We start from the raw sequence: 26,604 nt of genomic DNA on the forward strand, positions 1-26,604 counted from the left end.
GGTGCCGAGCGACCCGCGTGGCCCTCTTCCGGCGCGACGGGGCGACGCCGACCGTGTGACGCGGATCGGGGCCGGGCGGGCCGGGCGGGCCGGGCGGGCGGCGCGGGGCACGCGCAAGCCCTGTCTGACCTGGGCCGTGGCGGGTACTCCACCGGCTGAGGACCGAAGCAGCGGGTCAGGGTACTGCATGATCAGAAAAATGGAGGGGCGGGTTGGGAATGTTGTCCGGTTTCCAGTCGTTGTTTCCGTCGGATGCCGGGCACCCGAGAAGAGTTCCCGCAGGAGTTCTTCACAGAGTGCCGAGCGTTCCAAGGACACCCGCTGACCCACCATCGCAAGGGAGCATGCATGGCAACCCGTGCCGTCGCCCGTCGTAAGTCCGCCACCGGCGAGACTGCCGACGCGGCAAGCAGTGTTCGCGCCCATGGCGGCGAGATCGCCGATCGCGACCTGGTCGGCATGTACCTCGACGAGATCGCGCGTACACCGCTGCTCGACGCCGCCAAGGAGGTCGAGCTGTCCCAGGTCATCGAGGCGGGTGTGTTCGCACGGCAGATCCTCGACGGACACGAGGAGTCCCCGGCGGACGCCTCCCGCGAGGAGCTCGAGGCACTGGTCGCCGAAGGGGAGCGCGCCAAGGACGTGTTCATCCGTTCCAACCTCCGTCTGGTCGTCGCCGTCGCCCGCCGCTACCCGCGCAGCGGCCTGCCCCTGCTCGACCTGATCCAGGAGGGCAACGCGGGCCTGGTGCGCGCGGTCGAGAAGTTCGACTACCGCAAGGGCTTCAAGTTCTCGACGTACGCCACGTGGTGGATCCGCCAGGCGATCACCCGATCGATAGCGGACCAGTCCCGGACGATCCGTCTGCCCGTCCACCTGGTGGAGGAGCTGGGACGCATCCGCCGGGTGCAGCGCGAGTTCAACCGTGAGCACGGCCGCGAGCCGGAGCCCGCGGAGATTGCCGCCGAGCTCGGCTCGACGCCCGAGCGGGTGATCGACGTGCTCGACTGGGCCCGCGACCCGGTGTCGCTGAACATGGCGGTGGACGACGAGGGCGAGACCCAGTTCGGAGACCTGCTGGAGGACACCTCCGCGGTGTCGCCCGAGCAGTCGGTGCTCACGCTGCTGCGCAGCGAGGAGCTCGACGACCTCATCGGCCGGCTCGACCAGCGCACGGCGTCCATCATCAAGATGCGGTACGGCATCGACGACGGCCGCGAGCGCACGCTGACCGAGGTCGGCAAGGAGCACGGCCTGACGCGCGAGCGCATCCGCCAGATCGAGAAGCACGCGCTGCTGGAGCTGAAGAAGCTGGCGCGCGACACCGGCTTCGACGCGGCGGCGTGACGCCGGCGCGGCCCGGCGGCACCACCGGCATCAGCTGCCCCGCCCGCCTGTTGGGGCGGGACGCCGGATGGCGCAGGCCCGTGCGGTCGCGGTGGCGCCGGCCCCCGGGCGCCGTGGGCGGCGTCCGGCCGCCCGGAGCGCGGCGCGGGTCGTCCGGGCAGCGCGCAGAGCGGCGTCGCGGCTGTTCGGGCGAGTGGCGTGCAGCCCCGTCCGGGCGATGAGCGGCGGCGCGCCCGAGCGGTGTTCGGCCGTCCGGGGCGCCGGGCGGCGAACGGCCGTCCGGGCCCCGTACGCCGGGTGGCCGAAGTCCGCGTGAACAATGGCGCTGACGCGTCGCTTCAACCGACAGAGCTCCGGGAACAACCGTTCCGAGCCCGGGAGTCCGGGTGGCGGAAGCAACTGCCCCGGGCCTCTTGGACCACGTCCCGACGCACTCCCCCCCCGGCGTCGGGACCTCCCCAGCCGGGCTTCGGCGCCTCCCCCCGGGCGTCCGGAGCCCGGCTCACGTCTGTTCCGGGGCCGGGCACGCCTCCGGGGACACGCCTGAACGGCGGGGCACCCCGAACCTGAACACCGGGGTGGCCCGCCCAGATGGCAGATTGTGCCACAGCGGCATAGCCTGCCGATGTGAGCAGTCCCACCCCACGTCCGCCTTCCCTCACCGAGCGCCGCAAGGCGGCGACCCGCATGGAGATCGCCCGTGCGGCGGCCCGGCTCTTCGTGACGCGTGGCCTGCGGGCGACGCGGGCGGAGGACATCGCCGAGGCCGCCGGCGTCGCCCCGCGCACCTTCTACCGGTACTTCGCCACCAAGGAGGAGGCCGTCTCCCCGCTCTACGCGGCGGGCGCCGAGCGATGGCAAGAGGCGGTACGCGAGGCACCCGCCGGGCTGTCCGTGCCGCAGGCCCTGGAACACGCGGTGCGTCACACCCTCACTCCGGGCGCCGGGGTCTCGGCGGCGTCCTGGGAGTGGGTCCGCACGCTGATCCGCCTCGCGGACACGCATCCGGCGGTGCGAAAGGTGTGGGCCGAGGTGTGCCAGGCGTCGGAGCGGACGCTGGCGGACGTCCTGGCGGCACGGGCCGACAACGTTGCCGTGGGAGACGCCGCCGCGGAAGGCGGTGCCGGGCGAGGCGCCGGAAACGAGGAGGGGGCCGCCGGGGGAGAGCGCGCGGCGGTGGACTTCCGTTTCGCCGCGGCGGTGGCGAGCGCGGCGGTGCGGGTCGCGGTGGGCGCGTGGGCCGCGACGGACGCGCCGCCGGACGGGCCACAGGGGCCGGTGAGTCTGGCGCTGCGGAATCTGGCGGCGCTGAGGGACTTCCCCTGGGAGCCGCGCTGACGTCCGCCCTCGGCCGTACGAGGCGTCCTCGGCCGTACGAGGCGTCCTCGGCCGTCCGAGGCGGCGGCCGCCGCACTGGCCGGCCGCCGCCGGGCCGCCCGCGTGGACCCGCCGGTCGTGTGGGCCCCGGCACTGTGAAAGACGGCGGTCCCGTGCGCCTGTTTTCGCCTTCCTCGTCCCGGTCCTGGCCGGCTACATCGCCTACGGCATGGCCGACCGTCCCGGTCTCGTGCCCGGCTTCGCCGGCGGCTCGATCGCCTTCGCCCTCAACGCCGGCTTCCTCGGCGGTCGCGTGGCCGGTCTGCTCCCCGGCGGGGTGGTGATGGCGATCCAGAAGGTCCGCATCCCGGTCCCGCTGATCGGCAACCCCCCGCTCCTGTACCTGGTCGCCGTCGCGGCGGGCGTCTGTGTCTCGACGGCCGTGGTGGTCGTGCTCAAGACGCTGCGCAAGCCGGCTCCGGGCGCCGCGGACCAGGGCGCCGGCGAGGGCGTGCGGGCGGCGGGGGAGCGCAAGCAGCCCGTGGCCGCGTGAGCGGATCGCCCCGCCGTCGGCCCGCCGGGGTCGCGTAGGCGGATCGCCCGACCGCAGGCCCCCGTCGTGGCGGTGTGGGTGGGCCGTACCGCGCAGGCCCGTCGCGGCCGCGTGGGTGGCGGCTCCACCGTGGGGCCGCCGCCCAGGGCAGCAGCCCTGATCTCCACCTTTTCGGGGTGCTGTGAGTGGTTCACGGCACCTGCGAGATGCGTCACGATCCGGGACCGGCGTCCCGGACCGTGGTGTGTACTGGGCGGCATGCCTGAGCACGTCACGATCCTGATGTGGATGGGCGTGGCCGTCCCCGCCGCGCTGACCGTCGCCTGCGTGATCGAACTGGTCCGCATCCGCCGCCGCAGCCGTCGCGAGATCGCTCACTGGCGGGCAGCCTCCGGCCTCGCCACGGTGCCGGCTCCGTCCCGGCCGCCGGTCGGTCCTCAGCCCGCGTCCGGCCCCCGGCGGGAGTCCGTCGAACTGACCCCGGCGGAGGAGGACGCGTTCGCGGGGCTGGTGCGCCGCCTGAACGACGGTCCCTAGACCCTCAGAAGACCTGCGCGGCCCGCCGCTCCATCGCGTCCCGCGCCGCCTCCTCGGTCGCGTACACCTCGCACATGTGCCGCCTGTCCGGGGTCGCCGTGTGCTCCACCTCCCACAGGGAGACCTCGCGGCCGTCCCGCAGCAGGAAGGCGTGCTCGTAGAGCGAGAAGCACAGGGCGGCCCGCCCGGCCCGGCAGGGACGGCCGAAGGCCTGGGTGATCTGGTGCGCGGACGCCGTCGTCAGCAGGGCGGCGATGTCCGCGCCGGGACGGTCCTGGTTCTCCGCGCGTCGCAACAGCCGGCGTGCGTGGTCGGCCGAGTCGTCGGAAACGTACCTGTGCCGCGTCTCGGGGACCGGTGACAGTTGCACCGTCACCGGCAGTTCGAAGTCGGGCGCGTCCGCCGGCAGCGGCAGCCGGGCCGTGGCGGCGCGCAGCTCCTCCTCGTCGACGTACACCTCGTGGTGCGTCTCGCCGCCGGGCGTGGTGTTGTGCACCAGTTCCCACAGCGTCAGCGCCGAGCCGTCGCTGAGCAGCCACGTGTGGCGGTACGTCTCGCGGTGCAGCCCCGAGCTGTGGTGCGCGGAGTGCAGCGACCCGTCGTAGACCAGTGCGCAGTCGAGCCGCCGTATCGTCTCGTCGGGCAGCTCGAAGGAGTTCAGGGCACGGCCGAGGAGTCGCGCGAGCTGCTCCTCCGGAGACTCGGGCGACTCGCGTGGTTCGTACGCTGCTGTCTCGTACGGAACGCTCAAGGCATCTCCCGGCGTTGCTGCATGTCACCTTGTGGGTGCATACCGTAGCCCCTCGGTCGGACATCGTGCCCGGGAACCGGGAAAACGTCCTTGACCAAAACGGCCGGACGGCGCGAGATGTTCCCGCGTGGCCCGACGTTCCGTCAAAAAGCACTGCTCACCCACGGGGTGGACGCCCAGACGGAGCCGCCGCCGTCCCGCCGGGGGGGAGTTCCCGGCGGTCACGACGTCCCCGACGAGCCGGTGGTCGCGGAACCGCTCGGCGTTCCGTACAGCTCCTCGTACGCCGGCCACACCCCGCCCGGACCGTCCACCGGCTCGGCGGCGCGTACGGCGCGCACGATCGCCCGGGTCACCAGGTCCGCGCCCGCGGCGAGGACGTCGTTGAGGGCGAGCGGGTCGTCGTCCGTGCCGAGCGGGCGCGCCCCGGTGGCCAGCGCGAAGACCGTGTCCCCGTCGTTGAGCAGATGCACCGGCCGCACCGCGCGCGCGATGCCGTCGTGCGCCGTCCCGGCCAGCTTCTGCGCCTGTGCCTTGGACAGGTCCGCGTCGGTCGCGACCACCGCGAGCGTGGTGTTCAGCGGGGGCCGCCGGTGCGTCGCGGCGGCTTCGGCGAGCCGCCGCCGGGCGGCCTCGTGCACGCGTCGGTCCGGACGGTCGAGACGGCCCTGGAGCAACTCCCCGTACAGCACGCCCGTCTCCGGATCCATCGCCGATCCCGCGGCGTTGGCCACCACCAGCGCCGCCACCGTGATCCCCGAGTCGAGCACCGTGCTCGCGGTGCCCACCCCGCCCTTGAGCGCTCCCACGGTCGCTCCCGTGCCGGCGCCCACGCAGCCTTCCGGCACCCGGGCCCCCGGTGCGCTCGCGGCGGCGGCCTCCACCGCGGCGCGCCCGGTGGCCGCGTCCGGCCGGGCCCGGAAGTCACCACCCCGCCCGAGGTCGAACACGCACGCGGCGGGCACCACCGGCACGACGTGGCACGGGTCCGGGCCGACCCGCACCCCGCGGCCCCGCTCCTCCAGCCAGGCCATCACCCCGGACGCCGCGTCGAGCCCGTACGCGCTGCCACCGGTCAGGACGACGGCCTCGACCGTGCGCACCAGGTTCCGCGGGTCGAGTGCGTCGGTCTCCTTGGTGCCGGGCCCGCCGCCGCGGACGTCGACGGCGGCCACGGCGCCGCCCTCCGGGGCGAGCACCACGGTCGTGCCGGTCAGCCGGCCGTGGCCGGTGCGTGTCGCGTGCCCCACCCGCAGGCCGGGGACGTCCGTCAGAGCGTCCGCTGTCATAGCGTTCAGTCTCCCCGGGCCCGGCGGGGTTCAAGTGCCACGGATCCGCCCGCGTACGGTGGCGGTCCCACGGGCCGCCGGGCCCGCCGGCCAACCGTGCCGGGGCCGTAATCTGGACGGCATGAGTACCGCCTCCGCACCGCGCGACCCGAAGAACGTCATCGACTTCGACGATCCGCTGGACCGGCAGTCCTCGGACGACACCGACCGCGGGTGGGGCGAGCGGACGGACGGCGACAGCGCCGGAGACCTGAAGCGCTTCCTCGACGAGAAGCCGCCCCACCACCTGTGAGCGGCGTGGCCGGGCCGGGCGGCGCGCACGGTGAGCGCACGCCGCACCTCGCCCGCCCTCACCGCGCTCGCCGCACGCCGTGGGTCACCCGCTCGCCTCACCGCGCGCCGGATCTCGCCGGTCCGCACTGCGCGCCGGGGCCCGTCCCGCCTCAGCGTGCGCCCGGGCCCATGCTCCGCGCCTGTTCGCCGGGGCCGGCGGTGCGCTGTGCGACCAGGGAGTCGCGGATCTCCTTGAGCACCTCCAGCTCGGTCACCTCGACGACCTCGCGTGTGCCTTCGCGCGCCTTCCTCCGGGCTTCCTGCCGTGCCAGGAACCTGGCCATGGGCAGCACCATCAGGAAGTAGACCACCGCCGCGGTGATCACGAACTGCAGTGTGGCGCCGAGGACCGACCCCCACAGTATTCGGATGCCCTCGTCGCCCTTGCACGTCGAGCTCAGGCACGAGCTGTAGTGGTCGAGGTTCTTGGTGCCGATCGCCCCGACGACCGGATTGATCACACCCTTCACCACCGAGTTGACGATGTTGCTGAAGGCCGCGCCGACGACCACCGCAACTGCCAGATCGACGACGTTCCCGCGCATCAGGAAGGCTCTGAAGCCTTGCCAGACGCTCGGATCCTTCTTCTTGCTCACGTCGGGGTCCTCCTGGGGCGCACATTGCGGAACGAACAGCTCCGCAACCTACGGCTCATCCCAGCGTCACCGCCAGCCGGGCCGTCGCGCCGGCACCGGCCAGGCGGGCCGCGGTGGAGCGCGGCACCGACAGTACGACCAGCGCTCCGCTTCCCTCCGGGCCGTCCATGGGCTCCGGGACCTTCGTCACCCGTGCTCCGCGCGCGACCACGCGGGCCTCGCCGCCCGCCGCGGGATCCTGGGCGGCGATGACGTCGACCCGGTCGCCCGGCCGCAGCAGCCGGACGGTGGCCGCGTCGGCGATCCGCACCGGTGCGGCCACCACCGCCGCCCGGGGACGTTCCCGCTCCCTCGCCCGGTCGGCCGCCGGCGGATGTCCCCGGGAGTGCGTCCCGCCGGGGGAGCGGGCCTCGCCCCGTGGCCCCGCCGCCACGAGCGCGGCCGCGGTGACGGCGAGCCCCGCGGCCACCGCCCGCCTCCGGTGCCGTACCAGCCGGCGCAGCGGGTACCGCCCGCCGCGCACCCGCACCGGAGCGAAGTGCGGCACTTCGCAGGTCGGGGGTGCGTCGGTGCCGGGCGGGCCGGGAGGCGGCCACGAGGCGGGATACGCCCAGGGGTCGGAAGGCCCCCGTGACCAGGAGGGAGCCGAGGGCGGCAACCGCCGCGGCCAGGCCGCGGGGGAGGCCACCCGGGGCGGTGGACCGGGAGGCGCGGCCACTCGGGGCGGCGCACCGGCAGGCGCTGCCGCCCGAGGTGGGCGAGCCGAAGGCGGAGCCACCGGGGCCCGAGCCGGTGAAGCCGCTCGGGGTGGGGAGAACGGCGCGAAGACCAGGCGCCGGGAAGCGGTGGGGAACGGGGGCACGGACGACGGCGGAGAGGACGGGGAGGACGACCTCGACGGGGCAGGGGAGGACGGCGGGAAAGACGGCCCCGACGGGACGGCGGACGACGACGGAATGGAAGACGGAACGGACACGTGGACCACCACCTGGGACGTGGAATCGGCTTGCCACGCCACGATGCGCCGTTCCGCTCCGGCCCGCTTGAGCCCGTGTGCTACTCGCCGGTTGTGGACAACTCCCCCACCCGAACGTGGGCCTCCGCCCCGTGCCCACGCCTGTCGCCGCACCGCACCGGCGCCTGTTCCCGCACTGCACCAGCGCCTGGTCCTGCACTGCACCAGCGCCTGCACCTGAACCCGCGCGCCGGGACCACGCCGCCGTGCGCGACGCCGACTACGGCAGCGCGAACCCCGGATCCATCCCCCCGAGCGCGTTAGCGCACAGGCAGTCCCGCTCCGCGGTGGCCGGCAACGCGGCCACCGCGTCGAAGAGGACGCCCCGCAGCCGTTCCACATTGGCCGCGAACACCCGCAGCACCTCGTCGTGCGAGACACCCTCACCGGTCTCGGCGCCCGCGTCCAGGTCGGTGACCAGCGTCAGTGACGTGTAGCAGAGCTCCAGTTCCCGGGCGAGGGCCGCCTCCGGGTGACCGGTCATGCCCACCACCGACCAGCCCTGCGCCTGGTGCCACAGCGATTCGGCACGGGTCGAGAAGCGTGGCCCCTCCACCACGACCAACGTCCCGCCGTCGACGGCTTCCCAGTCCCGTCCGCGCGCGGCCTTCAGCGCCGCCGTACGGCCGGTCGGGCAGTAGGGGTCGGCCAGGGAGACGTGCACGACGTCGGGCACCGTGCCGTCCGGCAGCGGCAGCCCGTCGAAGAACGTCTGCACCCGGGACTTCGTGCGGTCGACGAACTGGTCGGGCACCAGCAGGGTGCCGGGCCCGTACTCCGGGCGCAGGCCGCCGACCGCGCAGGGGCCGAGGACCTGGCGCACGCCGACGGAGCGCAGCGCCCACAGGTTGGCGCGGTAGTTGATGCGGTGCGGCGGCAGGTGGTGGCCGCGGCCGTGCCGGGGCAGGAAGGCGACCCGGCGGCCGGCGATCTCACCCAGGAACAGGGAGTCGCTGGGCGCTCCGTACGGCGTGTCCACCTGGACCTCGGTCACGTCGTCGAGGAACGAGTAGAAGCCGCTGCCGCCGATTACGCCGATCTCTGCGTTCGCCATGCCCTGCACAGTAGTCGCCGGGTGGAACGCCGAGGGCCCCGCCGTCGGTGACGGCGGGGCCCCGTGGGACGAGGGTCAGGCGGCGGAGGTGCCGGCCGAGCTCGCGGACGAGGACGAACCCGAGCCCGACGAGGAGGAGCCGGCCGAGGACGAGCTCGACGACTTCGACGAGGACGACGCCGGGCTGCTGCTCGACGAGGAGCCGCGGCTGTCGTTACGGTAGAAGCCGGATCCCTTGAAGACGATGCCGACGGCGGAGAAAACCTTCTTCAGGCGGCCACCGCAGCTGGGGCAGTCGGTCAGGGCGTCGTCGGTGAACTTCTGCACCGCCTCGAGGCCCTCGCCGCACACGGTGCACTGGTACTGGTAGGTCGGCACTGTCTTCCTCCTGGCACTCTCACTCGATGAGTGCTAACGACGATCCATAGTGACGCATTCCTCGGCGTCAGTCCACTGAGACGGGAGCGCGGTGACCGATGCCACGCGCGACGGTGCGGCCGCCGGCCGCGCGGACAGCCGCGAGCGCAGCGTCACCAGGGTGACGAGAGCGAGCACCGTACCGCCCATGGGGACCAGGAACCCCGCGCCGTCCCACAGGCGGTCCTCGAACTGCCCGGCCACGGTGACGGCCGCCGCCTGGCCGAGGGCCACCGCGCCCGTCAGCCAGGTGAAGGCCTCGGTGCGGGCGCCGGCCCGGACCAGCCCCTCCACCAGCGTGTAGCCGGTGATCAGGGAGGGCGCGATGCACACGCCGGCCAGCAGGCCGAGGGCGGCGAGCAGGACCACCGAGTGGGCGGTCCACAGGGCGGAGGCGGCCACGGCGAGGGCCGTGTAGCCGATGACAAGGCGCCGCTGGGGCGCCAGGCGCCAGGCGACGGCGCCGCACACGACCCCGGAGAGCATGTTGCCGGCCGCGAAGATCCCGTAGAGGACGCCGTTGAGGCCGGGCCGGCCGATCGACTCGGTGAACGCGGCCAGCGAGACCTGCATGCCGCCGAAGACCGAGCCGATGCCCAGGAAGGTCACGATCAGCACGCGCACGCCGGGGACGCGCAGGGCGGAGGTGCGCTCCACGCGTGCCTGCCCGCCGGCGGAGACGGGCGGCTGGGTGCTCTTCCGGGCGGCGAACAGCAGGCCGCCGGCCAGGGTCAGCGCGGCCTCCGTGACCAGGCCCGCGGCCGGTGCCACGGCGGTGCACAGGACGGTCGCCAGCAGCGGTCCGACGACGAAGGTCAGCTCGTCCGTGACGGACTCGAAGGCCGCCGCGGTCGTCATCAGGGGCGAGTCCTCGAGCACGGCGCCCCAGCGGGCCCGCACCATCGGCCCGACCTGCGGGACGGAGGCGCCGGTCGGGACGGCCGCCGCGAACAGGGCCCACAGCGGGGCGTGCGCCAGGGCGAGCGCGGTCAGCGCCGTCGCCGCCACGGCGTGCACCAGGACGCCGGGGACCAGCACGGCGCGCTGCCCGTGACGGTCGGCGAGGCGCCCGCCCCAGGGCGCGAAGAGGGCCATCGAAACACCGGTGACGGCCGCGGCGGCGCCCGCGGCGCCGTAGCTGCCGGTGGTGTGCTGCACGAGCAGCACGATGGAGAGGGTGAGCATCGCGAACGGCTGGCGCGCCGCGAAGCCGGGGAGCAGGAACGTCCAGGCGCCGCGGGTGCGCAGCAGCTGTCCGTATCCCGGGCGGGAGGAGGCCGTCGAGTTCTTCGCCGCCTGGGAGGTGACCGTGGATGCCACGGCCCGTGCCTTTCTGCCGCCTGGTAGCGCGGCCCGCTGGTGTCCGGGCGGCGCCGAGAGCTGTCCTCTTGCGCGGACTGCGGTAGATGCCGGCGCCCACGCGGGGGACGACCCGGCCGCCATACGGTCGCGCCAGCTCTGCGTCAGGCAGAGTTGGTTCGATCAGGGTGCGCCTTCAGGGTACAGGGCACACCTCTCGCATCCCTGTGAAAGGCAGCACCGGCAAGGCCGTTCGCCTGTGAATGCGTGAGGGTGCGAATCGTGTGAAACGTCCACTCAACGGGCGCCGCCCGCCCCGTCGGCGTCCCCCCTGGTGCCGAGCCATCCGGCGAGCTTGCCACCGCGGCCGACGGCGCGCAGGCGTCGTTCCGCCGCGTCGCGCACCGGGTCGGTGGCGACCACGAGGAGTTCGTCGCCGCGCCGCAGCACCGTCGAGGGCAGCGGGACGAACGACTTCCCCTCCCGCACGACGAGGGTGACCGCGGACCCGGCCGGCAGCCGGAGCTCGTTGACCTCCACGCCGTGCATCCGTGATCCCTCGGGGATCGCAAGGGACAGCAGGTGGCCGCTCAGCCGCTCCAGCGGGGCCGACTCGATGCCGAGGTCGGTGGCCTCGCCGCCCTGCCCCAGGCGCAGCGTGCGGGCGAGCCAGGGCAGGGTCGGGCCCTGGATGACGGTGTAGGCGACGACCAGGACGAAGACGATGTTGAAGATGCGGTGGCTGGCGTCGACGCCGTTCACCATCGGGATCGTCGCCAGGATGATGGGGACGGCGCCGCGCAGCCCGGCCCAGGACAGCAGGGCCTGCTCCTGCCACGGCACCCGGAACGGCAGCAGGCTGACCACCACGCTCAGCGGCCGGGCCACCATGGTCAGCACCAGGCCGATGACGAGGGCGGGCCAGACGTCGTCGCCCAGCTCGTGCGGGGTGACCAGCAGGCCGAGCAGGACGAACATGCCGATCTGGGCGATCCAGCCGAGCCCCTCGGCGAAGCCGCGGGTGGCGGGCCAGTGCGGCAGCCTGGCGTTGCCCAGCACCATCGCCGCCAGGTAGACGGCCAGGAATCCGCTGCCGTGCGCCAGGGCGCCGCCCGCGTACGCCGCGACCGCGATGGCCATCACGGCGATCGGGTAGAGACCGGAGGCGGGCAGGGCCACGCGCCGCAGGCTCAGGGCGCCCAGCCAGCCCACCGCGAGGCCGACGGCGGCGCCGATGGCGAGCTCCAGCGCTATCTCACCCACCAGCAGGTACCAGTGCTCGATCGGACCGGCCTTGGAGAAGGCGACGACCAGGATGACCACCGGGGCGTCGTTGAAGCCGGACTCGGCCTCCAGCGTGCCCGTCACGCGGGCGGGCAGCGGGACCCGGCGCAGGACGGAGAAGACGGCCGCCGCGTCCGTGGACGACACCACCGCTCCGATGATGAGGGCCTGCCGCCACTCCAGCCCGCTGAGGTAGTGCGCGCCCGCCGCCGTGACGCCGACGCTCACCGCGACCCCGACCGTCGCCAGCGCGGAGGCGGCCGGCAGGACCGGCCGGATCTGTTCCCACTTCGTGCCGAGGCCGCCTTCGGTCAGGATGACCACCAGGGCGGCGTAGCCGATGACCTGGGTCAGCTGGGCGTTGTCGAAGTAGATGTGGCCGAGGCCGTCCTGCCCCATCACGACGCCCATGCCCAGGTAGACGAGCAGGCTGGGGAGCCCGCTGCGCGAGGAGATCCGGACCGCGGCGACGGCGACGAGCAGGACGAGCGAGCAGGCCAGCAGGAGCTGGTTGAGGTGGTGGACAGTCAGGGGCGGTTCCTCCTCCGGAGCATCCGGTCACTTCGTTACCTTATCTAATTCTTGACGCTTTCTTGACACTTCTCCGGGCAAGATCGAACGTCCGTCCGCGCCTGGACCCGACTCCGCGTCAAGTGGCATCGGGCCCTGCGCCTATGGTTGCTCCAGCACTCCAGTACCGCCTGCCGCTCGCGTTAGGACAGCAAGGACAGCGATGCCCCCCAACACCACCGCCTCAACGGGTGACAAGCCCGGCAAGTCCGGCAGGAAGAAGGGGCGTAAAGCCCGACTGATCGCGTTCGTGCTGGTGCTGGCCGTCGTCGGAGGCGTCGCCTACGGGGCCTACTGGTCCATCAGCACCGTCCGCGCCTCCTTCCCCCAGACCAAGGGCAGCCTCACGCTCCAGGGCCTGTCGGGTCCCGTCGACGTCAAGCGCGACGGCTACGGGATCCCGCAGGTCTACGCCTCCTCCGACGAGGACCTGTTCATGGCGCAGGGCTACGCCCAGGCGCAGGACCGGTTCTACGAGATGGACGTGCGCCGGCACATGACCTCCGGCCGTCTGTCGGAGATGTTCGGCAGCAGCCAGGTCAAGAACGACGAGTTCCTTCGCACGCTGGGCTGGGACCGGATCGCCCGGCGGGAGTACGACAAGAAGCTGTCGGCCTCCACGAAGAAGTACCTGCAGGCGTACACCAAGGGGGTCAACGCCTACCTCCAGGGCAAGGACGCCGCGGACGTCTCCGTGGAGTACGCGGCCCTGGGCTTCACCACCGACTACAAGCCCGCCGAGTGGACCCCGGTCGACTCGGTCGCCTGGCTCAAGGCGATGGCCTGGGACCTGCGCGGCAACATGCAGGACGAGATCGACCGGGCCCTGATGACCAGCCGCCTGGGCCCGAAGCAGATCGCGGACCTCTACCCGGACTACCCGTACAGCCGCAACAAGGCGATCGTGCAGGAGGGCCGGTACAAGGAGCTCTCCGGGACCTTCGAACAGGACGGCGGTTCCGGCGGCGGCACGGGCGCGCCGACGGGCACGGCCGGCTCCGCCGGCTCCGCCGGTTCCGCCGGCACGGGCTCGTCCGGCACCGGCACCGGCACCTCCGGTACCGGCACCGCGGGCGCGTCCGGTACGGCACTGCAGAGCCAGCTCGCGGGCCTCTACCAGGTCCTGGACGACGTCCCCACGGCCGTCGGTGTGAACGGCAACGGCATCGGGTCCAACTCCTGGGTCGTCGCCGGGCAGCACACCATCACCGGCAAGCCGCTGCTGGCCAACGACCCGCACCTGTCGCCGTCGCTGCCTTCCGTCTGGTACCAGATGGGCCTGCACTGCCGCGCCGTCTCCGACAAGTGCCGGTACGACGTCACCGGCTACACCTTCGCGGGCATGCCCGGCGTGGTCATCGGCCACAACCGGGACATCGCCTGGGGCATGACCAACTCCGGGGTGGACGTCTCCGACCTCTACCTGGAGAAGCTCAGCGGTGACGGCTACCTGCGCGACGGCAAGGTCGTGCCGTTCCGGACCCGGCAGGAGACCATCAAGGTCGCCGGCGGCGAGGCCAAGACGATCGTGGTCCGCCAGACCGAGGACGAGATGCCCCTGCTGTCCGACCGCGACGAGGAACTGGTGACGGTCGGCAAGAAGGCCGGCGTCGACGACGGGGCGCCCGACCGCGCCGACGGCTACGCCGTCGCCCTGAAGTGGACCGCGCTGGAGCCGGGCACGACGATGGACGCCGTCTTCGCCATCGACAAGGCGGCGGACTGGAAGGACTTCCGCGACGCGGCCGCCCTGTTCGACGTGCCCTCGCAGAACCTGGTCTACGCCGACACGAAGAACAACATCGGCTACACGCTGCCCGGCCGCATCCCCACCCGCCCCAAGGACGACGACGGCTCCGTCCCGGCGCCGGGCTGGGACTCCAAGTACGAATGGACCGGCTACGTCAAGCAGGACGAGCTGCCCTACGAGTACAACCCCGAGCGCGGCTACATCGTCACCGCCAACCAGGCCGTCGTCGCCCCCGACAAGTACCCGTACACGCTCACCACGGACTGGGGCTACGGCACCCGGAGCCAGCGGATCACCGATCTGATCAAGACGAAGATCGACGGCGGCGGCAAGATCTCCACCGACGACATGCGCCAGATGCAGATGGACAACAGCAGCGAGATCGCCAAGCTGCTCAAGCCCATGCTGCTGAAGATCGACATCGGCGACAAGGGCGTCCGCCAGGCCCAGAAGCTCCTCGAGGGCTGGGACTACACCCAGGACGCGGACTCGGCGGCGGCCGCCTACTTCAACGCGGTCTGGCGCAACATCCTCAAGCTCGCCTTCGGCAACAAGCTGCCCAAGGAGCTGCGCCCCGAGGGCCAGTGCCTGTGGGTCGAGCCGGTCGACACCACCGGCCCCGTGGACGACGACCGCAAGGTCCGCGAGTGCGGCCGGCGCGCCGCCGACCAGGCGCAGCCCGACGGCGGCGACCGCTGGTACGAGGTGGTCCGGAACCTCGTCGACGACGAGAAGAGCGACTGGTGGCAGGCCCCCGCGTCGGGCACCCGCCCCGCGGCGACCGACCGCGACTCCCTGTTCGAGCGGGCCATGATCGACGCCCGCTGGGAGCTGACCGCCAAGCTCGGCAAGGACATCGACACCTGGAGCTGGGGCCGGCTGCACCGCCTGTTCCTGAAGAACCAGACCCTCGGCACCGCCGGCCCGGGCTTCGTGCAGTACGCCCTCAACCGCGGCCCGTGGAAGCTGAGCGGCGGCGAGGCCGCGGTGAACGCCTCCGGCTGGAACGCCGCCGGTGGCTACAGCGTGATGTGGGTGCCGTCCATGCGGATGGTGGTCAACCTCGCCGACTTCGACAAGTCCCGGTGGATCAACCTCACCGGTGCCTCCGGCCACGCCTTCAGCGCCCACTACACCGACCAGACGGGCAAGTGGGCCGACGGCGACCTGCTGCCGTGGTCCTTCGCGGAGCAGGCGGTGGAGAAGAACACGAGCGACACGCTGGTGCTCAGGCCGTGACGCCCTGACCGCCCCGCCCGAACGGCCCTCCACGCACGCGTGGAGGGCCGTTTCACCTTTCGTGGCCGGTGCGCCCCCCGCCCGGGAAGCGGCGCACTCCCGAAGGGGTCACCACCGCGTGGACCGGCCGGTCGTGCGGCTCCCCGGCGACGTGCCGGACGATCTCCGGGTCGTACAGCAGGACCACGAGCGCGGGGTGCGCGCCGGCCGCCTCCAGACGCGCCAGCACCCGGTCGTAGGACCCCCCGCCGCGCCCCAGCCGCATCCCGCGCGCGTCGACGGCGAGCCCCGGCAGCAGGACCGCGTCGGCGGCCGTCACGGCGTCCGGCCCGAGACGCTCCCCGACGGGCTCGAACAGGGCCATCCGCCCGCCGTGTCGCACACGTGCGAGGGAGCCCTCGCCGGCGTACACGCCCCAGTCCAGGTCGTTGTCCGGCAGCAGCGCGGGCAGCAGGACCCGTACGCCGCGCCCGCGCAGGGCCTCCAGCAACGCGAGGGTGCCCGGTTCGGTGCCCACGGAGACGTACGCGGCCACCGTGCGCGCCCGCGCCAGTTCCGGGAGTGCGAGGGCGCGCCCGGCCAGCATCTCGGCCGCCGTGCGCACGTCGTCCGCGGTCAATCCGTTCCTCACCGCGAGGACCTCCCGCCGCAACCTTCGCTTGTCAGACTCGTGCGGACGTGCGCTGTGACTCACGGGTCGTTTCCGTGCCTTCCCAATCGACTCATTTGAGCGGCAACCAGCCGCAGACTCAGATTCTGGCCAAAGGCACCGGATAAGGTTGCCGCCATGACTCAGTCGCATCCCAGGATCAGCAAGGCTGTCATCCCCGCGGCAGGTTTGGGCACCCGGTTTCTGCCCGCCACCAAGGCCACTCCCAAGGAGATGTTGCCGGTGGTGGACAAACCGGCGATCCAGTACGTGGTCGAGGAAGCCGTCGCCGCCGGTCTCGACGACGTGCTCATGGTGACGGGCCGCAACAAGCGCCCGCTGGAGGACCACTTCGACCGGAACTACGAACTGGAGTCGGCCCTCGAGAAGAAGGGGGACGGCAACCGGCTTGCCAAGGTCCGGGAGTCCAGCGACCTCGCGATGATCCACTACGTCCGCCAGGGCGACCCCAGGGGCCTGGGGCACGCCGTGCTCTGCGCCGCCCCGCACGTCGGCGACGAGCCCTTCGCCGTCCTCCTCGGCGACGACCTGATCGACCCGCGAGACCCGCTGCTGCGGCGGATGATCGAGGTGCAGGAGCAGCACGGCGGCAGCGTCGTCGCGCTGATGGAGGTCGCCCCCGAGCAGATCCACCTCTACGGCTGCGCCGCCGTCGAGACCACCGAGGACGGCGACGTCGTGCAGGTCACCGGCCTGGTCGAGAAGCCGGACGTGGCCGACGCCCCCTCGAGCTACGCCATCATCGGCCGGTACGTCCTCGACCCCGGCGTCTTCGGTGTGCTGCGCACCACCGAGCCCGGCCGCGGCGGCGAGATCCAGCTCACCGACGCCCTGCAGCAGCTCGCCCAGGACGAGAAGACCGGCGGGCCCGTGCACGGCGTCGTCTTCAAGGGACGCCGCTACGACACCGGCGACCGTGGCGACTACCTGCGTGCCATTGTCAGACTCGCGTGCGAACGTGAAGACCTGGGACCCGACTTCAGGGCCTGGCTTCGCCGGTATGTGGCCGAGGAGATGTAACGACGTTGAGCAGCCCCGCGAGTTCCGCAGCCGACCCGGACCGCCTGTGGTCGGTGGACGAGCATCTGGAGGACGTCCTCACCACCGTCCGCCCCCTGGAACCCATCGAGCTGAACCTGCTCGACGCCCGGGGCTGCGTCCTGGTCGACGAGGTCATGGTGCCGGTGTCCCTGCCGCCGTTCGACAACAGCTCCATGGACGGGTACGCGGTGCGGGTCGCGGACGTCGCGGGCGCCACCGATGAGTTCCCGGCGGCGCTGGAGGTCGTCGGGGACGTCGCGGCGGGCGCGGCCGACCCGGTCCGCGTGGGTCCCGGGCAGGCCGCCCGCATCATGACCGGCGCCCCGCTGCCGCCCGGCGCGGAGGCGGTCGTCCCGGTCGAGTGGACCGACGGCGGCCTCGGCGGGGGCCCGGTGCGCGGCATGCGCGCCGGCAGTCTGGCCTCCGACGGCGCCCACGGGCACGTGCGGGTGTACCGGCCCGCCGAGGAAGGCGCGCACGTGCGGGCGCGGGGCAGCGACGTGCGGGCCGGGGACCGCGCCCTGGCGGCCGGCACGGTCCTGGGGCCGCCGCAGATCGCGCTGCTCGCGGCGATCGGCCGCGGCACGGTGCGGGTGCGGCCCCGCCCGCGCGTGGTGGTGCTGTCCACCGGCAGCGAACTCGTCCAGCCCGACGAGGAGCTGGGCCCGGGGCAGATCTACGACTCCAACAGCTTCGCCCTCACCGCGGCCGCGCGGGACGCCGGCGCCATCGCCTACCGGGTGGGCGCCGTCGCCGACGACGCCGACACCCTGCGGTCCACCGTCGAGGACCAACTGGTGCGCGCCGACCTGATGGTCACCACCGGCGGAGTGAGCGTCGGGGCGTACGACGTCGTCAAGGAGGCGCTGTCGCACGTCGGCGACGCGGACGAGCCGGGCGGGGGCGTCGAGTTCCGCCGGCTGGCCATGCAGCCCGGCAAACCGCAGGGTTTCGGCTCCGTCGGCCCCGACCACATCCCGCTCCTCGCCCTGCCGGGCAACCCCGTCTCCTCCTACGTCTCCTTCGAGCTGTTCGTCCGGCCCGTGATCCGCACCCTGATGGGCCTGGACGACGTCCACCGCCCCAGGACCCGCGCCACGCTGCGGGCGGACAGGGCGCTGAGCTCGCCCAAGGGGCGGCGGCAGTTCCTGCGCGGCGTCCACGCCGGCGGTGAGGTGACGCCCGTGGGCGACGCCGGATCCCATCTGATCGCCGCCCTCGCCCGGGCCGACGCCCTGATCGTCGTCCCCGAGGACGTCGAGTCGGTCGAACCCGGCACCGAGGTCGAGGTGGTCCTGCTCGGCTGACCGGGGGAGGGGTCGGCTCCGCCCGGCAATCCACCGTGGCGGTAGCGTGTCGCGCACAACGGGCCCGCGTGCCGCAGCGCGGCGGGCCAGGACCGGGAGCGCCACACGATCATGACTGTGCCTTCCCGGGGGGAGACCCCCGGACCCCCTGTGCAGGACCGACTGACGCACCTCGACGACGCGGGCGCCGCCCGCATGGTCGACGTGTCGGACAAGGACGTGACCGCGCGGACCGCCCGCGCCAGCGGCCGCGTCCTCGTCTCGCCGCGCGTGGTGGAGCTGCTCCGCGGCGAGGGGGTGCCCAAGGGCGACGCCCTCGCCACCGCGCGGATCGCCGGGATCATGGGCGCCAAGCGCACCCCGGACCTGATCCCGCTGTGCCACCCGCTGTCGGTGTCCGGTGTGAGACTGGACCTGTCGGTCGCGGACGACGCCGTGGAGATCTCGGCCACCGTGCGGACGACGGACCGCACGGGCGTCGAGATGGAGGCGCTCACGGCGGTCTCCGTCGCGGCGCTCACCGTGATCGACATGGTGAAGGCGGTCGACAAGGGAGCGGTCATCACCGACGTACGGGTGGAGGAGAAGACGGGCGGCAAGTCGGGCGAGTGGAGCCGGGCATGAGTGCCGTGACCGGAACCGGCGCGCCCTACCGGGCCCTGGTCGTCACCGCCTCCAACCGGGCCGCCGCGGGCGTCTACGAGGACCGGGGCGGCCCGCTGGTCGCGGACGGCCTGACGCGCCTCGGGTTCGCCGTCGACGGGCCGCGGGTCGTGCCCGACGGCGACCCGGTCGAGGCCGCGCTGCGCGAGGCCGTCGCCGCCGGGTACGACGTGGTCGTCACCACCGGCGGGACGGGCCTGTCGCCCACCGACCGCACGCCCGAGGCGACGCGCCGGGTCATCGGCCACGAGGTGCCCGGCATCGCTGAGGCCATCAGGGCTTTCGGACGGGAGAAGGTGCCCACCGCGGCGCTCTCCCGGGGGCTGGCCGGCGTGGCGGGACGGACGCTCGTCGTCAACCTGCCGGGCTCGACCGGCGGGGTCAAGGACGGACTGGCCGTCCTGGAGCCCCTGCTGGTGCACGCCGTCGACCAGCTGCGCGGCGGCGACCACCCGCGGCCGGGCACCGGGGCCGCCGAGCCGGGCGCCACGGATCCGGGCGCTCACGACGCCGGAGACGGCGCCTTCAGACGCTCCCCCAGTGCCTCGCAGGCCTGGGAGGCACACCCAGGGAGTGCGAGCTGAACAGCCCATCGTGGCCCGCCGTGCTGACGGAGGGAGACATCGTCCTCCGGCCGATAAAGCTGCGCGACCAGCGGGCCTGGCGCGAGGTCAACCGGCGCAACCGGGACTGGCTGCGGCCCTGGGAGGCGACCATCCCGCCGCCCACGCCCGCCGGGCCCATCACGCACCGGCCGACCTACCGCCAGATGGTCCGGCACCTGCGCGCCGAGGCCAACGCGGGCCGGATGCTGCCGTTCGTCATCGAGTACCAGGGGCGCCTGGTCGGGCAGTTGACGGTGGCCGGCATCACCTGGGGCTCCATGTGCTCGGGCCACATCGGGTACTGGGTGGACCAGGGCGTGGCCGGCCGGGGCGTGATGCCGACGGCCGTGGCGCTCGTGGTGGACCACTGTTTCCGCACCGTCGGGCTGCACCGCATCGAGGTCTGCATTCGCCCGGAGAACGGGCCGAGCCGCCGCGTGGTGGAGAAACTCGGATTCCGCGAGGAGGGGCTCCGGCCGCGTTATCTCCACATCGACGGGGGCTGGCGCGATCACCTGGTCTACGCCCTCACCGCGGAAGAGGTACCCGAAGGGCTGCTGGCCCGCTGGCGGCGCGCCCGCGCCCAGCGGGCGCGCGACGCGGGCTCCCGCGAGCCGGACGCGGTGTCCGGTGAGCGGCGCACGGCCTCCGACCGGTGGGGCGTTCCGGGGCTTCGGGGCGACCGGGGTGCCGGGTCCGGCGGCGGGCAGGGGGGCCGGCAGAACGGCGGAGGGAATCCCGCCGCGCCCGGGAATTGAATATATGTTCGAAATTGATCGGCGCCTGATCGCCCGGAGTCGTTGAATTCACTGCGTTGACGGGGCGCTGATCGGATCGGTCACAAGAAAAGTTCGAAATATCAGCCGGATCGTGCGACACACCGGCCCAATTGGCAGATGGCCTCACGCAAACCCCTCTACCGTGTGAGGCGTGAGCAGCAGCGGCCTCATCTACGCAGTCATTGTCGGGGCCTGGGCCGCCTACTTGGTGCCGATGTGGCTCCGTAGGCAGGACGAGCTGAACGAGGCCCGTCCGACGGAACGCTTCAGCACCGCCATCCGGCTGCTGTCCGGAAGGGCGGGAATGGAGCGTCGGTACGCCAGGGACCTGCGGGCGCGCTCCGCCGACGAGGGGGAGCCCGGCGCCGTGGACCCGGACGCCGTCACCGACTCGGTGGACGTCCGGGCCTTCGCCGTGCCCCCGACCCGTACACAGGAAGTGGAGCAGGAGCCCCTCCCGGACCCGGAGCGAGCCGAGACGGCACGCGACCGGTCGGGCAGACCGGCACCCCGGCCCACCCCACCGGCCGCGCGGTCCTCGGCACCGGCACCCCGGACCACCACGCCGGCGGCCTCCTCCGGCGAGGCGCCGCCCGCGCGCAACCGTGTGCCGGCCGCCCGGCGCGCGCCCGACGCCGAGGCGGCCGAGGCGCGCGCCCGGCGCACGAAGGTCCTGGCCCGTCGCCGGCGCACCACCGTCGTCCTCTTCCTCGCCTTCACCGTGGGTGCGATCGTCGCGGCCGTCGGTGGCCTGGCGTTCCTGTGGGCGCCCGGCGTGCCCGCGGCCCTGCTCAGCGCGTACATCGTGTACCTGCGGATCCAGGAGCGCCGCCGGTTCGCCTTCCACATGGACCGCCGGCGGGCCGAGGCCGCCGCGCAGCGGCTGCGCGAGCGCCCGCCGCGCCGGCGGGCGGCCGCGGACCCGGGCGCCGACCAGCCGGACACGGGCACCGAACCGGAGGCCGACCCCGGACTGTCCGCGCTCGCCGCGGACCGGCGTGCCCTGGTGGAGCAGACCGACCACGCCGAGTGGCTCGACCAGCAACGCGAGCGTCAGCATCGCCCCGGTCACGGCGAGAGCTGGGACCCGGTCCCGGTGCCGCTGCCCACGTACGTGACCGCGCCGGTCGCGCCGCGCGCCACCTCGGACGTCGACCTGGGAGCGCCCGACGCGTGGAGCTCGGCGCGGTCCAGCTCCGCCGTGCCCGAGCAGGAGGCGGTACCCGCGGCGCGGGCCGCGGCGGACGACGAGCCGCCCCAGCACGCCGAGGACAAGCCGGCCGTGGAGGAGCGCAACGACGCCCGCCGCGCCGCCTCCGCCCGCCGCTCCCGCGAGCGCGGCCGCACGCCCCTCTTCGACCAGTACGAGGACGGGGACCGTCCGCGGGCGGCCAACGAGTAGCGCCCGGGCGGCAACTGGGCCGACGGGCCGGCCGGCCCTCGACCGGGGGGCACCCACGCCCCTTCCGGAGCCCGGCCCTCTGACCAGCCCCGGAGCGGATTTCCACGCATCAGGATCGGGATGCTAGAGTTTCACTCGTTGCAAGGGCCTGTGGCGCAGTCCGGTAGCGCACCTCGTTCGCATCGAGGGGGCCAGGGGTTCGAATCCCCTCAGGTCCACGCAGGGCCGTTCGCGGGTTAGCCCGGGAACGGTTCGCGAGATCCCGATCAGACGGTCACCGTCGGGTCGGGATCTCGCCGTTTCAGTCGTGGTTAGTACGCAAGTCTGCCCACCTGCCCGCTGGGGCGACGCCCTCCGGGCGGCGGGTCCGGATCGGCGGTGGAGATGCGGGCATGCCGCGGGGACCGCGGGCGTGGGGCCGTGTGCCTGCGGTCTCGTGCTTCGTCGATCTTCAGATGTGGTCCGGGCGGCCGGTCACGGGCTGCGACCCATGACGCCGCCAGTGGGCTCGGACGCGCCCGGAACCGCCGGGTAGGGGATGAGGACCTCGTCGGTCTCCAGATCGAGGACCGTGCGGGCGCTCTCCTTGCTGGCCCTGCGGAAGCGCTCCAACTCGATGATGTTCTCGACCATCACCGTGATCGCCGCCAGGAGGCTCTGGGCGACCCTCCCGCGAGGTTGCCGCTTTTCGCGGGCGTGCAGGGCCGCGTCGACCGACTTGAGGCGTCCGTTCCCTCCTTCGATGTGGGACCGCAGCGTCTGGTAGGCCAGGGCCCAGGACGTGCTCTGCCAGGCCAGGTCCTGCCGCATGCGGGGCATCACCTGTGCCTGCACGGTGACGGAAGACTGGTCGCAGCACTTGGGCCGTTCGCCGAAGGGCACTTTCGGCACCGTGACCGTCGGCCGACCCGCGGGGTGGGCCCTGCGACTGCGTGGATCCTCCAAGTCGATGACGGCCGGCACCTGTGTGTTCTTGCGCGAGTTGTGCTGTTCCCGCTCCGTGGCCCAGGCGCAGTTGAGCTTCGTCGCGGGGCAGGAGTAGCGCTCGTTGCCCCGCTCGTCCGCCGTGGCCTTGCGGACGAGCGCGTAGGACTCGACCTCTCGGAGCTGCTCCCGCAGCGGGATGCGTTCCCGCTCGTTCTTGGCGTCCCGGATGCGTTGGTAGAGGTCGAGCAGGGGACGGGGCGTCCGGGGACAGAAGAGGCGCCCCGCTTTGGCGATGGCGTCCTGGTGGTGACCTTCGAAGCCGACCTGGTCCTTGGTGAGGTCGAGCACGGGCATGAAGCCGAGGGCGTGCAGGGGCTGGTGGAAGTCCTGGGGGTAGAGCTTGGTGTAGGCACGGTCGGCTGCGGCGAAGCCGCGCACATGGGTCAAGCGGGAGAGGATCATGCTGACGTAGTGGGCGTGACGTCCCATGTCCTTCTGCGGCGTGTGCAGGACCATGCCGAGGGTCAGCTGCGGGTAGTGCCCGGCCCGTGCGGGATCCGCGTGGGCGGCGATGGCCAGTGTGGCGCTGTAACCGAACTCCTTGTCCCCGCCGCCCTTGTAGTGCCAGTTGGCGCTCGCCTCGAGGGAGGAGCGCCTACGCGTGTGGGGACGGGCCCAACTTGGCACCGCCGTCGTGTCGACGGCGATGTCACCGTGCCAGTGGCGCATCAGTCCCTTGGCGAAGGCGATGCGGACCGGTGTGGTGACCAGCTTGTTGGCGAGCTCTTCGAGACGGCGCAGTGCGGGCTCGCCCGCGGGGCCGTTCCAGGCGGCGGCGATCCTGCGGCCCTCGGCCCGGGGCAGACGGCTGCGCCGCTCGTGCGGGACCGGGTCGAGGATCCTCACCAGGCGGCTCCACGCCCGGTGGAAGCGGTTGTACAGGGCGTTGACGGCGTCCTGGTCCTCAATGTCACAGGTGGGCGCGCCCAGTTCGGTGCGCAGGCGGTCACTGATGCCGAAGGTGATCGTTTCGAAGGCATCGTCGAGGTTGGTGCTTGCCTTCTCGTAACAGGCGCAGACGAGACCCAGCAGCACCAGGCCCACGGGGTACCCCCGAGGTCCGGGGAGGGCTGCGAAGCTCTCCTCCACCTCCTCCACGATGCCGCTGCGCCGCAGGGCGAGGTGCAGCTTCCTCACACGCCCGTCGTCCAACTTGGACGGCTCCGGTGAATGCGGGTACGGGCGTTTCGGACGTCCGTTGCCGGCCTGGTACCGGGGGTCGTCCGCCGGGGTCCTCATGCCCAGCCCCGGAGCATGCGCCTGGTGGCCTCCTCGGTGAGCTTCGGCACCCAGTTCCGGTACGGGGCGAGTCCCGCGGTCGAGTTCATGCCGGCCGCCGCGGCGACCACGTCCTCCGGAACGCGTTGCCGCAGCAGCTCGACGATCCACGAGCTGCGGAGCCGGGCCAGTTTCAGCTCGGGCAGGCCGGTGGATCCGTCCTGGGTGCGCTTCACCCAGTTCGTGATCCCATTCTTGGGCTCCGGCGTCTGGCGCTGCGGCAGGAAGAGGTAACCGTCGCCCGCGGAGCGGGCGCGGTCGGCGAGGACCTGCTCCCACATGGCGCGGCAGACGACGAGGCGGTCACTGCCGGGGACGGCGACCACGACGGTTTCGGAAGGCAGCACGGTGACGTGGGTCCCGCGGGCGGCGAGGACCTCCCGGCGCGAGAGACCGCAGCCCGCGCCCAGCGCGAGGCGGGCGAGGGCGCTGCCGCCGTGCGTGCTGAGCGGCGGCAGGCCCCGCGCCCACATCATGAAGCGAGCCAGCTCGGGGGGCGTGTAAGGAGCGGGGCGTTGCCGAGAGGCACGCAGCTTCGGGGTGGGCTGCTGACCGGTCTCGAGCCACAGGAGCGCTTCCCGGACCCGCAGGAGGATGCAGCGGTAGGTCTGCAGGGTGCTGCCCCTGAGCCCGGGACGCGTGACCAGGCACCGGGTGATCGTTTCGGGGGCGAGCCAGGCCAGCGGATCGCGGGCGAGACCGGCACGCTCGGCGAACGTCGCGAGGCCGGACAGCACCAGCATCAGCTTCGGCACCGCGTACGGGACCGAGTCGCACGTCGCAGCGGCCACCATGCGGACGCCGTCGGCGACCAGGGGCCATTCCGCCGGCTCCTCCAGCGGCCGGTAGCCGAGGATCGCGCCGCTCACATCCCTCTCCAAAGGAACACACCACGAGATGTGGCTACACAAGTAGCCACCCTTGCCGTGAGTGTGCACTTCGACCGTCAGGAGCGCATCCTCATGACCGGAGGACGGGGCCGCAGCGTGGCGCCGCGGGAACTGGCCGCGGACCCGGAGAACTGGCCCGACGCGGTGATCCCCGACCACCCCCAGGCCCGGGTGGTCCAAGCCATTGCGAGGTCGCTGGCCAGGCACGTCGACCAAGAGGGTCTCGGTCTCCGCCGCGTCGCTGCAGTCAGTGGGGTGAATCGACAGGCCATCGCGAACTTGTTGGCCGGCGACAGTTGGCCCGACGTGGCCACTTTGAGCCGGTTGGAGGACGGGCTCGGAATCGGTCTGTACCCGGGTTCGTCGGGACCGGGGTCTCGGCATTGCTGAACCTTCCGCTTGCCCGCGTTCCTGTACGCGGGCAGGGTGAAATCGGCCCAGCACGCCCTCCGAGTGGCCCAGTGGTGGGTTACGCTCCGAGGGCATGCTGAAGCCCGTTGCAGGTCTCACGTGCACCGGTGCCGCTGAGCTTCCACCTCGGCGGCACCACTCATTTGTCCGACTGCCACGTCAGTCGCCCGCGTGACGTCGCTTCTTCGAGCGCTCCTTAAGCAGCCTCTTCCGTCTCGTCAGAGGGGCCAGTGAAGAGGCCCGGGCCAACCTTGCGGAGGTGACCTCCGTCGGCGAGCCGCTTCAATGCTGCGCGGATACCCTCGACTTGAGTCCGCTTGGGGTTGGTGCGTCCCAGGGCGATCGCCACTTCCTTGGGGCGAAGTGGACGATCCGCGCTTGATACGAGTGTCACGATGCGAACGCTCACCGGACCGAGTTCGCGCCTGTCGTGCGAGCGTCGGCGTCTTTGAGAGGGAACCCGATCGGCCCTCGGCGCAGTTGCGTCCGAAGAGGGGGAGCTTACGAAGTCCTCACCATCTACCGCTGGCCCCTCACCCGCCCTTGGGGCGGGCGGCTGCTCCGCGGCTGGGGGCTGCTTCTCCGGGCGGGAGGAGCCAGTCGGGTTTTCGAGCAGCGCCTGAACCGTCCGCCGGGTGATGGCCAGGTGCGCCAGGTGCTCCTCCAGGCGCGCCACCTCACTCCGCAGGCGATCGAGTGCCTCTCGGACCGCGCCTTCCTCTGCGTCCAGACGCTGGAAGAGTGACTCGCCCCCCACTGCTACTCCCGTCCTCGACTGGCCTGCGCGCCCCTATTGCTGGGGCTGCGCTGCACGAGTGCAACGGTCAAGACTGTAAGGCGCAGATGTACTGCTGGGTCCCAAAAGCTGCCCTATTTCACCCGACCGGGAAGAACGGTCCTACGTGTTGCCTGCATGTAGGACCCCGCGAGCCGTGCATGAACCCCACCCGCGCACTGCGGCTAGTGCAAGGTAATCCGGCCGTCCGGTAGCCACCCCTCGAGGTATCCGGCCACCCATGTGGCAGTGGTGTCTTCATAGGGCTCGAGCAGGGCATCGTCCAAGCTGGTGCGCGGTACCCAGCGCATCGGCCGGGCTGCGTGAGTCTTGCCGCTCACGGGCGGGGCTGTCGGCGACGGCTGAAAAGTGGACCAGTGGCGACGCTTGAAAGTTGACCCCCTCCAGGGGTCTGGCTCGTTGAGTCAGGCCGGGAGGAGTGGTG

General features: G+C 72.6%; 22 protein-coding genes, 1 tRNA gene and 2 pseudogenes. 14 read left to right on the forward strand and 11 right to left on the reverse strand.

All coding sequences use genetic code 11. The annotated features are described in order from the left end of the window. Nucleotides 1–348: 348 nt before the first annotated feature. From ACWDNY_RS18105 to ACWDNY_RS18120, 4 genes and pseudogenes are all read left to right on the forward strand, one after another. On the forward strand, nucleotides 349–1,347 hold the full coding sequence (locus tag ACWDNY_RS18105) for a sigma-70 family RNA polymerase sigma factor (protein ID WP_451646747.1): 999 nt from the start codon (nucleotides 349–351) through the stop codon (nucleotides 1,345–1,347). A gap of 687 nt (nucleotides 1,348–2,034) precedes the next feature. Next, complete coding sequence (locus ACWDNY_RS18110) at nucleotides 2,035–2,685, forward strand: TetR/AcrR family transcriptional regulator (protein WP_451646769.1); 651 nt, start codon at nucleotides 2,035–2,037, stop codon at nucleotides 2,683–2,685. 163 nt (nucleotides 2,686–2,848) lie between these two features. Beyond that, nucleotides 2,849–3,044, forward strand: a pseudogene (locus tag ACWDNY_RS18115) (hypothetical protein); the annotation flags it as partial. Nucleotides 3,045–3,475: 431 nt separating this feature from the next. Next, nucleotides 3,476–3,754, forward strand: a complete 279-nt coding sequence (locus ACWDNY_RS18120; protein WP_451646749.1) for a hypothetical protein — start codon at nucleotides 3,476–3,478, stop codon at nucleotides 3,752–3,754. A 4-nt stretch (nucleotides 3,755–3,758) separates the two neighbouring features. Here ACWDNY_RS18120 and ACWDNY_RS18125 read toward each other — a convergent pair whose 3' ends face one another. Then, nucleotides 3,759–4,505: a DUF6227 family protein gene (locus ACWDNY_RS18125; protein WP_451646750.1), complete on the reverse strand. Its 747-nt coding sequence runs from the start codon at nucleotides 4,503–4,505 to the stop codon at nucleotides 3,759–3,761. Nucleotides 4,506–4,726: 221 nt separating this feature from the next. Beyond that, nucleotides 4,727–5,794 (reverse strand): P1 family peptidase, encoded by a 1,068-nt coding sequence (locus ACWDNY_RS18130; protein WP_451646751.1) that lies wholly within the window; start codon nucleotides 5,792–5,794, stop codon nucleotides 4,727–4,729. Between the two features lie 121 nt (nucleotides 5,795–5,915). Between ACWDNY_RS18130 and ACWDNY_RS18135 the strand changes: the two genes are divergently transcribed. After that, a complete protein-coding gene (locus ACWDNY_RS18135; RefSeq protein ID WP_451646752.1) occupies nucleotides 5,916–6,086 on the forward strand; it encodes a hypothetical protein in 171 nt (56 codons plus the stop codon). Between the two features lie 151 nt (nucleotides 6,087–6,237). Here ACWDNY_RS18135 and mscL read toward each other — a convergent pair whose 3' ends face one another. The 6 genes and pseudogenes from mscL to ACWDNY_RS18165 all read right to left on the reverse strand — a co-directional run bounded on the left by mscL (nucleotide 6,238) and on the right by ACWDNY_RS18165 (nucleotide 12,323). Then, complete coding sequence (gene mscL, locus ACWDNY_RS18140; RefSeq protein ID WP_451646753.1) at nucleotides 6,238–6,723, reverse strand: large conductance mechanosensitive channel protein MscL; 486 nt, start codon at nucleotides 6,721–6,723, stop codon at nucleotides 6,238–6,240. A 55-nt stretch (nucleotides 6,724–6,778) separates the two neighbouring features. Next, on the reverse strand, nucleotides 6,779–7,270 hold the full coding sequence (locus tag ACWDNY_RS18145) for a hypothetical protein (RefSeq protein ID WP_451646754.1): 492 nt from the start codon (nucleotides 7,268–7,270) through the stop codon (nucleotides 6,779–6,781). 688 nt (nucleotides 7,271–7,958) lie between these two features. Further along, nucleotides 7,959–8,792 carry an S-methyl-5'-thioadenosine phosphorylase gene (locus ACWDNY_RS18150; RefSeq protein ID WP_451646755.1) on the reverse strand — a complete coding sequence of 278 codons (834 nt, stop codon included), beginning with the start codon at nucleotides 8,790–8,792 and terminating at the stop codon, nucleotides 7,959–7,961. Between the two features lie 75 nt (nucleotides 8,793–8,867). Then, a complete protein-coding gene (locus ACWDNY_RS18155; RefSeq protein ID WP_451646756.1) occupies nucleotides 8,868–9,170 on the reverse strand; it encodes an FmdB family zinc ribbon protein in 303 nt (100 codons plus the stop codon). Between the two features lie 67 nt (nucleotides 9,171–9,237). Further along, nucleotides 9,238–10,529, reverse strand: a pseudogene (locus ACWDNY_RS18160) (MFS transporter). 276 nt (nucleotides 10,530–10,805) lie between these two features. After that, nucleotides 10,806–12,323 carry a potassium/proton antiporter gene (locus tag ACWDNY_RS18165; protein ID WP_451646770.1) on the reverse strand — a complete coding sequence of 506 codons (1,518 nt, stop codon included), beginning with the start codon at nucleotides 12,321–12,323 and terminating at the stop codon, nucleotides 10,806–10,808. Nucleotides 12,324–12,525: 202 nt separating this feature from the next. Here ACWDNY_RS18165 and ACWDNY_RS18170 point away from each other — a divergent pair, with 202 nt between their 5' ends. Then, nucleotides 12,526–15,351, forward strand: coding sequence for a penicillin acylase family protein (locus ACWDNY_RS18170; protein WP_451646757.1), 2,826 nt, complete (start codon nucleotides 12,526–12,528; stop codon nucleotides 15,349–15,351). A 52-nt stretch (nucleotides 15,352–15,403) separates the two neighbouring features. On the opposite strand, the gene ACWDNY_RS18175 is transcribed toward ACWDNY_RS18170, so the two are convergent. Then, on the reverse strand, nucleotides 15,404–16,045 hold the full coding sequence (locus ACWDNY_RS18175; RefSeq protein ID WP_451646758.1) for a 5-formyltetrahydrofolate cyclo-ligase: 642 nt from the start codon (nucleotides 16,043–16,045) through the stop codon (nucleotides 15,404–15,406). A gap of 93 nt (nucleotides 16,046–16,138) precedes the next feature. On the opposite strand from ACWDNY_RS18175, the gene galU reads away from it, so the two are divergent. From galU to ACWDNY_RS18210, 7 genes are all read left to right on the forward strand, one after another. Continuing rightward, a complete protein-coding gene (gene galU / locus ACWDNY_RS18180; protein ID WP_451646759.1) occupies nucleotides 16,139–17,041 on the forward strand; it encodes a UTP--glucose-1-phosphate uridylyltransferase GalU in 903 nt (300 codons plus the stop codon). Nucleotides 17,042–17,046: 5 nt separating this feature from the next. Continuing rightward, nucleotides 17,047–18,369, forward strand: coding sequence for a molybdotransferase-like divisome protein Glp (glp, locus tag ACWDNY_RS18185; protein WP_451646760.1), 1,323 nt, complete (start codon nucleotides 17,047–17,049; stop codon nucleotides 18,367–18,369). Nucleotides 18,370–18,480: 111 nt separating this feature from the next. Further along, nucleotides 18,481–18,993 carry a cyclic pyranopterin monophosphate synthase MoaC gene (moaC, locus tag ACWDNY_RS18190; RefSeq protein WP_451646761.1) on the forward strand — a complete coding sequence of 171 codons (513 nt, stop codon included), beginning with the start codon at nucleotides 18,481–18,483 and terminating at the stop codon, nucleotides 18,991–18,993. After that, nucleotides 18,990–19,616, forward strand: a complete 627-nt coding sequence (locus ACWDNY_RS18195) for a MogA/MoaB family molybdenum cofactor biosynthesis protein (protein WP_451646762.1) — start codon at nucleotides 18,990–18,992, stop codon at nucleotides 19,614–19,616. Before moaC ends, ACWDNY_RS18195 begins: the two co-directional genes overlap by 4 nt. Nucleotides 19,617–19,636: 20 nt before the next feature. Next, nucleotides 19,637–20,395 (forward strand): GNAT family N-acetyltransferase, encoded by a 759-nt coding sequence (locus tag ACWDNY_RS18200; RefSeq protein ID WP_451646763.1) that lies wholly within the window; start codon nucleotides 19,637–19,639, stop codon nucleotides 20,393–20,395. 172 nt (nucleotides 20,396–20,567) lie between these two features. Then, nucleotides 20,568–21,818, forward strand: a complete 1,251-nt coding sequence (gene sepX / locus ACWDNY_RS18205; RefSeq protein ID WP_451646764.1) for a divisome protein SepX/GlpR — start codon at nucleotides 20,568–20,570, stop codon at nucleotides 21,816–21,818. Nucleotides 21,819–21,962: 144 nt separating this feature from the next. Then, a tRNA-Ala gene (locus tag ACWDNY_RS18210) sits at nucleotides 21,963–22,036 on the forward strand. 256 nt (nucleotides 22,037–22,292) lie between these two features. On the opposite strand, the gene ACWDNY_RS18215 is transcribed toward ACWDNY_RS18210, so the two are convergent. Continuing rightward, nucleotides 22,293–23,942 carry a hypothetical protein gene (locus ACWDNY_RS18215; protein WP_451646765.1) on the reverse strand — a complete coding sequence of 550 codons (1,650 nt, stop codon included), beginning with the start codon at nucleotides 23,940–23,942 and terminating at the stop codon, nucleotides 22,293–22,295. Nucleotides 23,943–24,040: 98 nt separating this feature from the next. Further along, on the reverse strand, nucleotides 24,041–24,952 hold the full coding sequence (locus ACWDNY_RS18220; protein WP_451646766.1) for a hypothetical protein: 912 nt from the start codon (nucleotides 24,950–24,952) through the stop codon (nucleotides 24,041–24,043). Nucleotides 24,953–25,045: 93 nt separating this feature from the next. Between ACWDNY_RS18220 and ACWDNY_RS18225 the strand changes: the two genes are divergently transcribed. Continuing rightward, nucleotides 25,046–25,363, forward strand: coding sequence for a helix-turn-helix domain-containing protein (locus ACWDNY_RS18225; RefSeq protein WP_451646771.1), 318 nt, complete (start codon nucleotides 25,046–25,048; stop codon nucleotides 25,361–25,363). Nucleotides 25,364–26,604: the final 1,241 nt, after the last annotated feature.

This window comes from Streptomyces sp. NPDC003697 (assembly GCF_053587115.1).

Bases quoted from the DNA above. Each gene is read 5' to 3' on its own strand.
- ACWDNY_RS18105 (WP_451646747.1), top strand. From the start codon at position 349: ATGGCAACCCGTGCCGTCGCCCGTCGTAAGTCCGCCACCGGCGAGACT.
- ACWDNY_RS18110 (WP_451646769.1), top strand. From the start codon at position 2,035: ATGGAGATCGCCCGTGCGGCGGCCCGGCTCTTCGTGACGCGTGGCCTG.
- ACWDNY_RS18120 (WP_451646749.1), top strand. From the start codon at position 3,476: ATGCCTGAGCACGTCACGATCCTGATGTGGATGGGCGTGGCCGTCCCC.
- ACWDNY_RS18130 (WP_451646751.1), bottom strand. From the start codon at position 5,794: ATGACAGCGGACGCTCTGACGGACGTCCCCGGCCTGCGGGTGGGGCAC.
- ACWDNY_RS18135 (WP_451646752.1), top strand. From the start codon at position 5,916: ATGAGTACCGCCTCCGCACCGCGCGACCCGAAGAACGTCATCGACTTC.
- ACWDNY_RS18150 (WP_451646755.1), bottom strand. From the start codon at position 8,792: ATGGCGAACGCAGAGATCGGCGTAATCGGCGGCAGCGGCTTCTACTCG.
- ACWDNY_RS18170 (WP_451646757.1), top strand. From the start codon at position 12,526: ATGCCCCCCAACACCACCGCCTCAACGGGTGACAAGCCCGGCAAGTCC.
- galU (WP_451646759.1), top strand. From the start codon at position 16,139: ATGACTCAGTCGCATCCCAGGATCAGCAAGGCTGTCATCCCCGCGGCA.
- moaC (WP_451646761.1), top strand. From the start codon at position 18,481: ATGACTGTGCCTTCCCGGGGGGAGACCCCCGGACCCCCTGTGCAGGAC.
- ACWDNY_RS18195 (WP_451646762.1), top strand. From the start codon at position 18,990: ATGAGTGCCGTGACCGGAACCGGCGCGCCCTACCGGGCCCTGGTCGTC.
- ACWDNY_RS18225 (WP_451646771.1), top strand. From the start codon at position 25,046: ATGACCGGAGGACGGGGCCGCAGCGTGGCGCCGCGGGAACTGGCCGCG.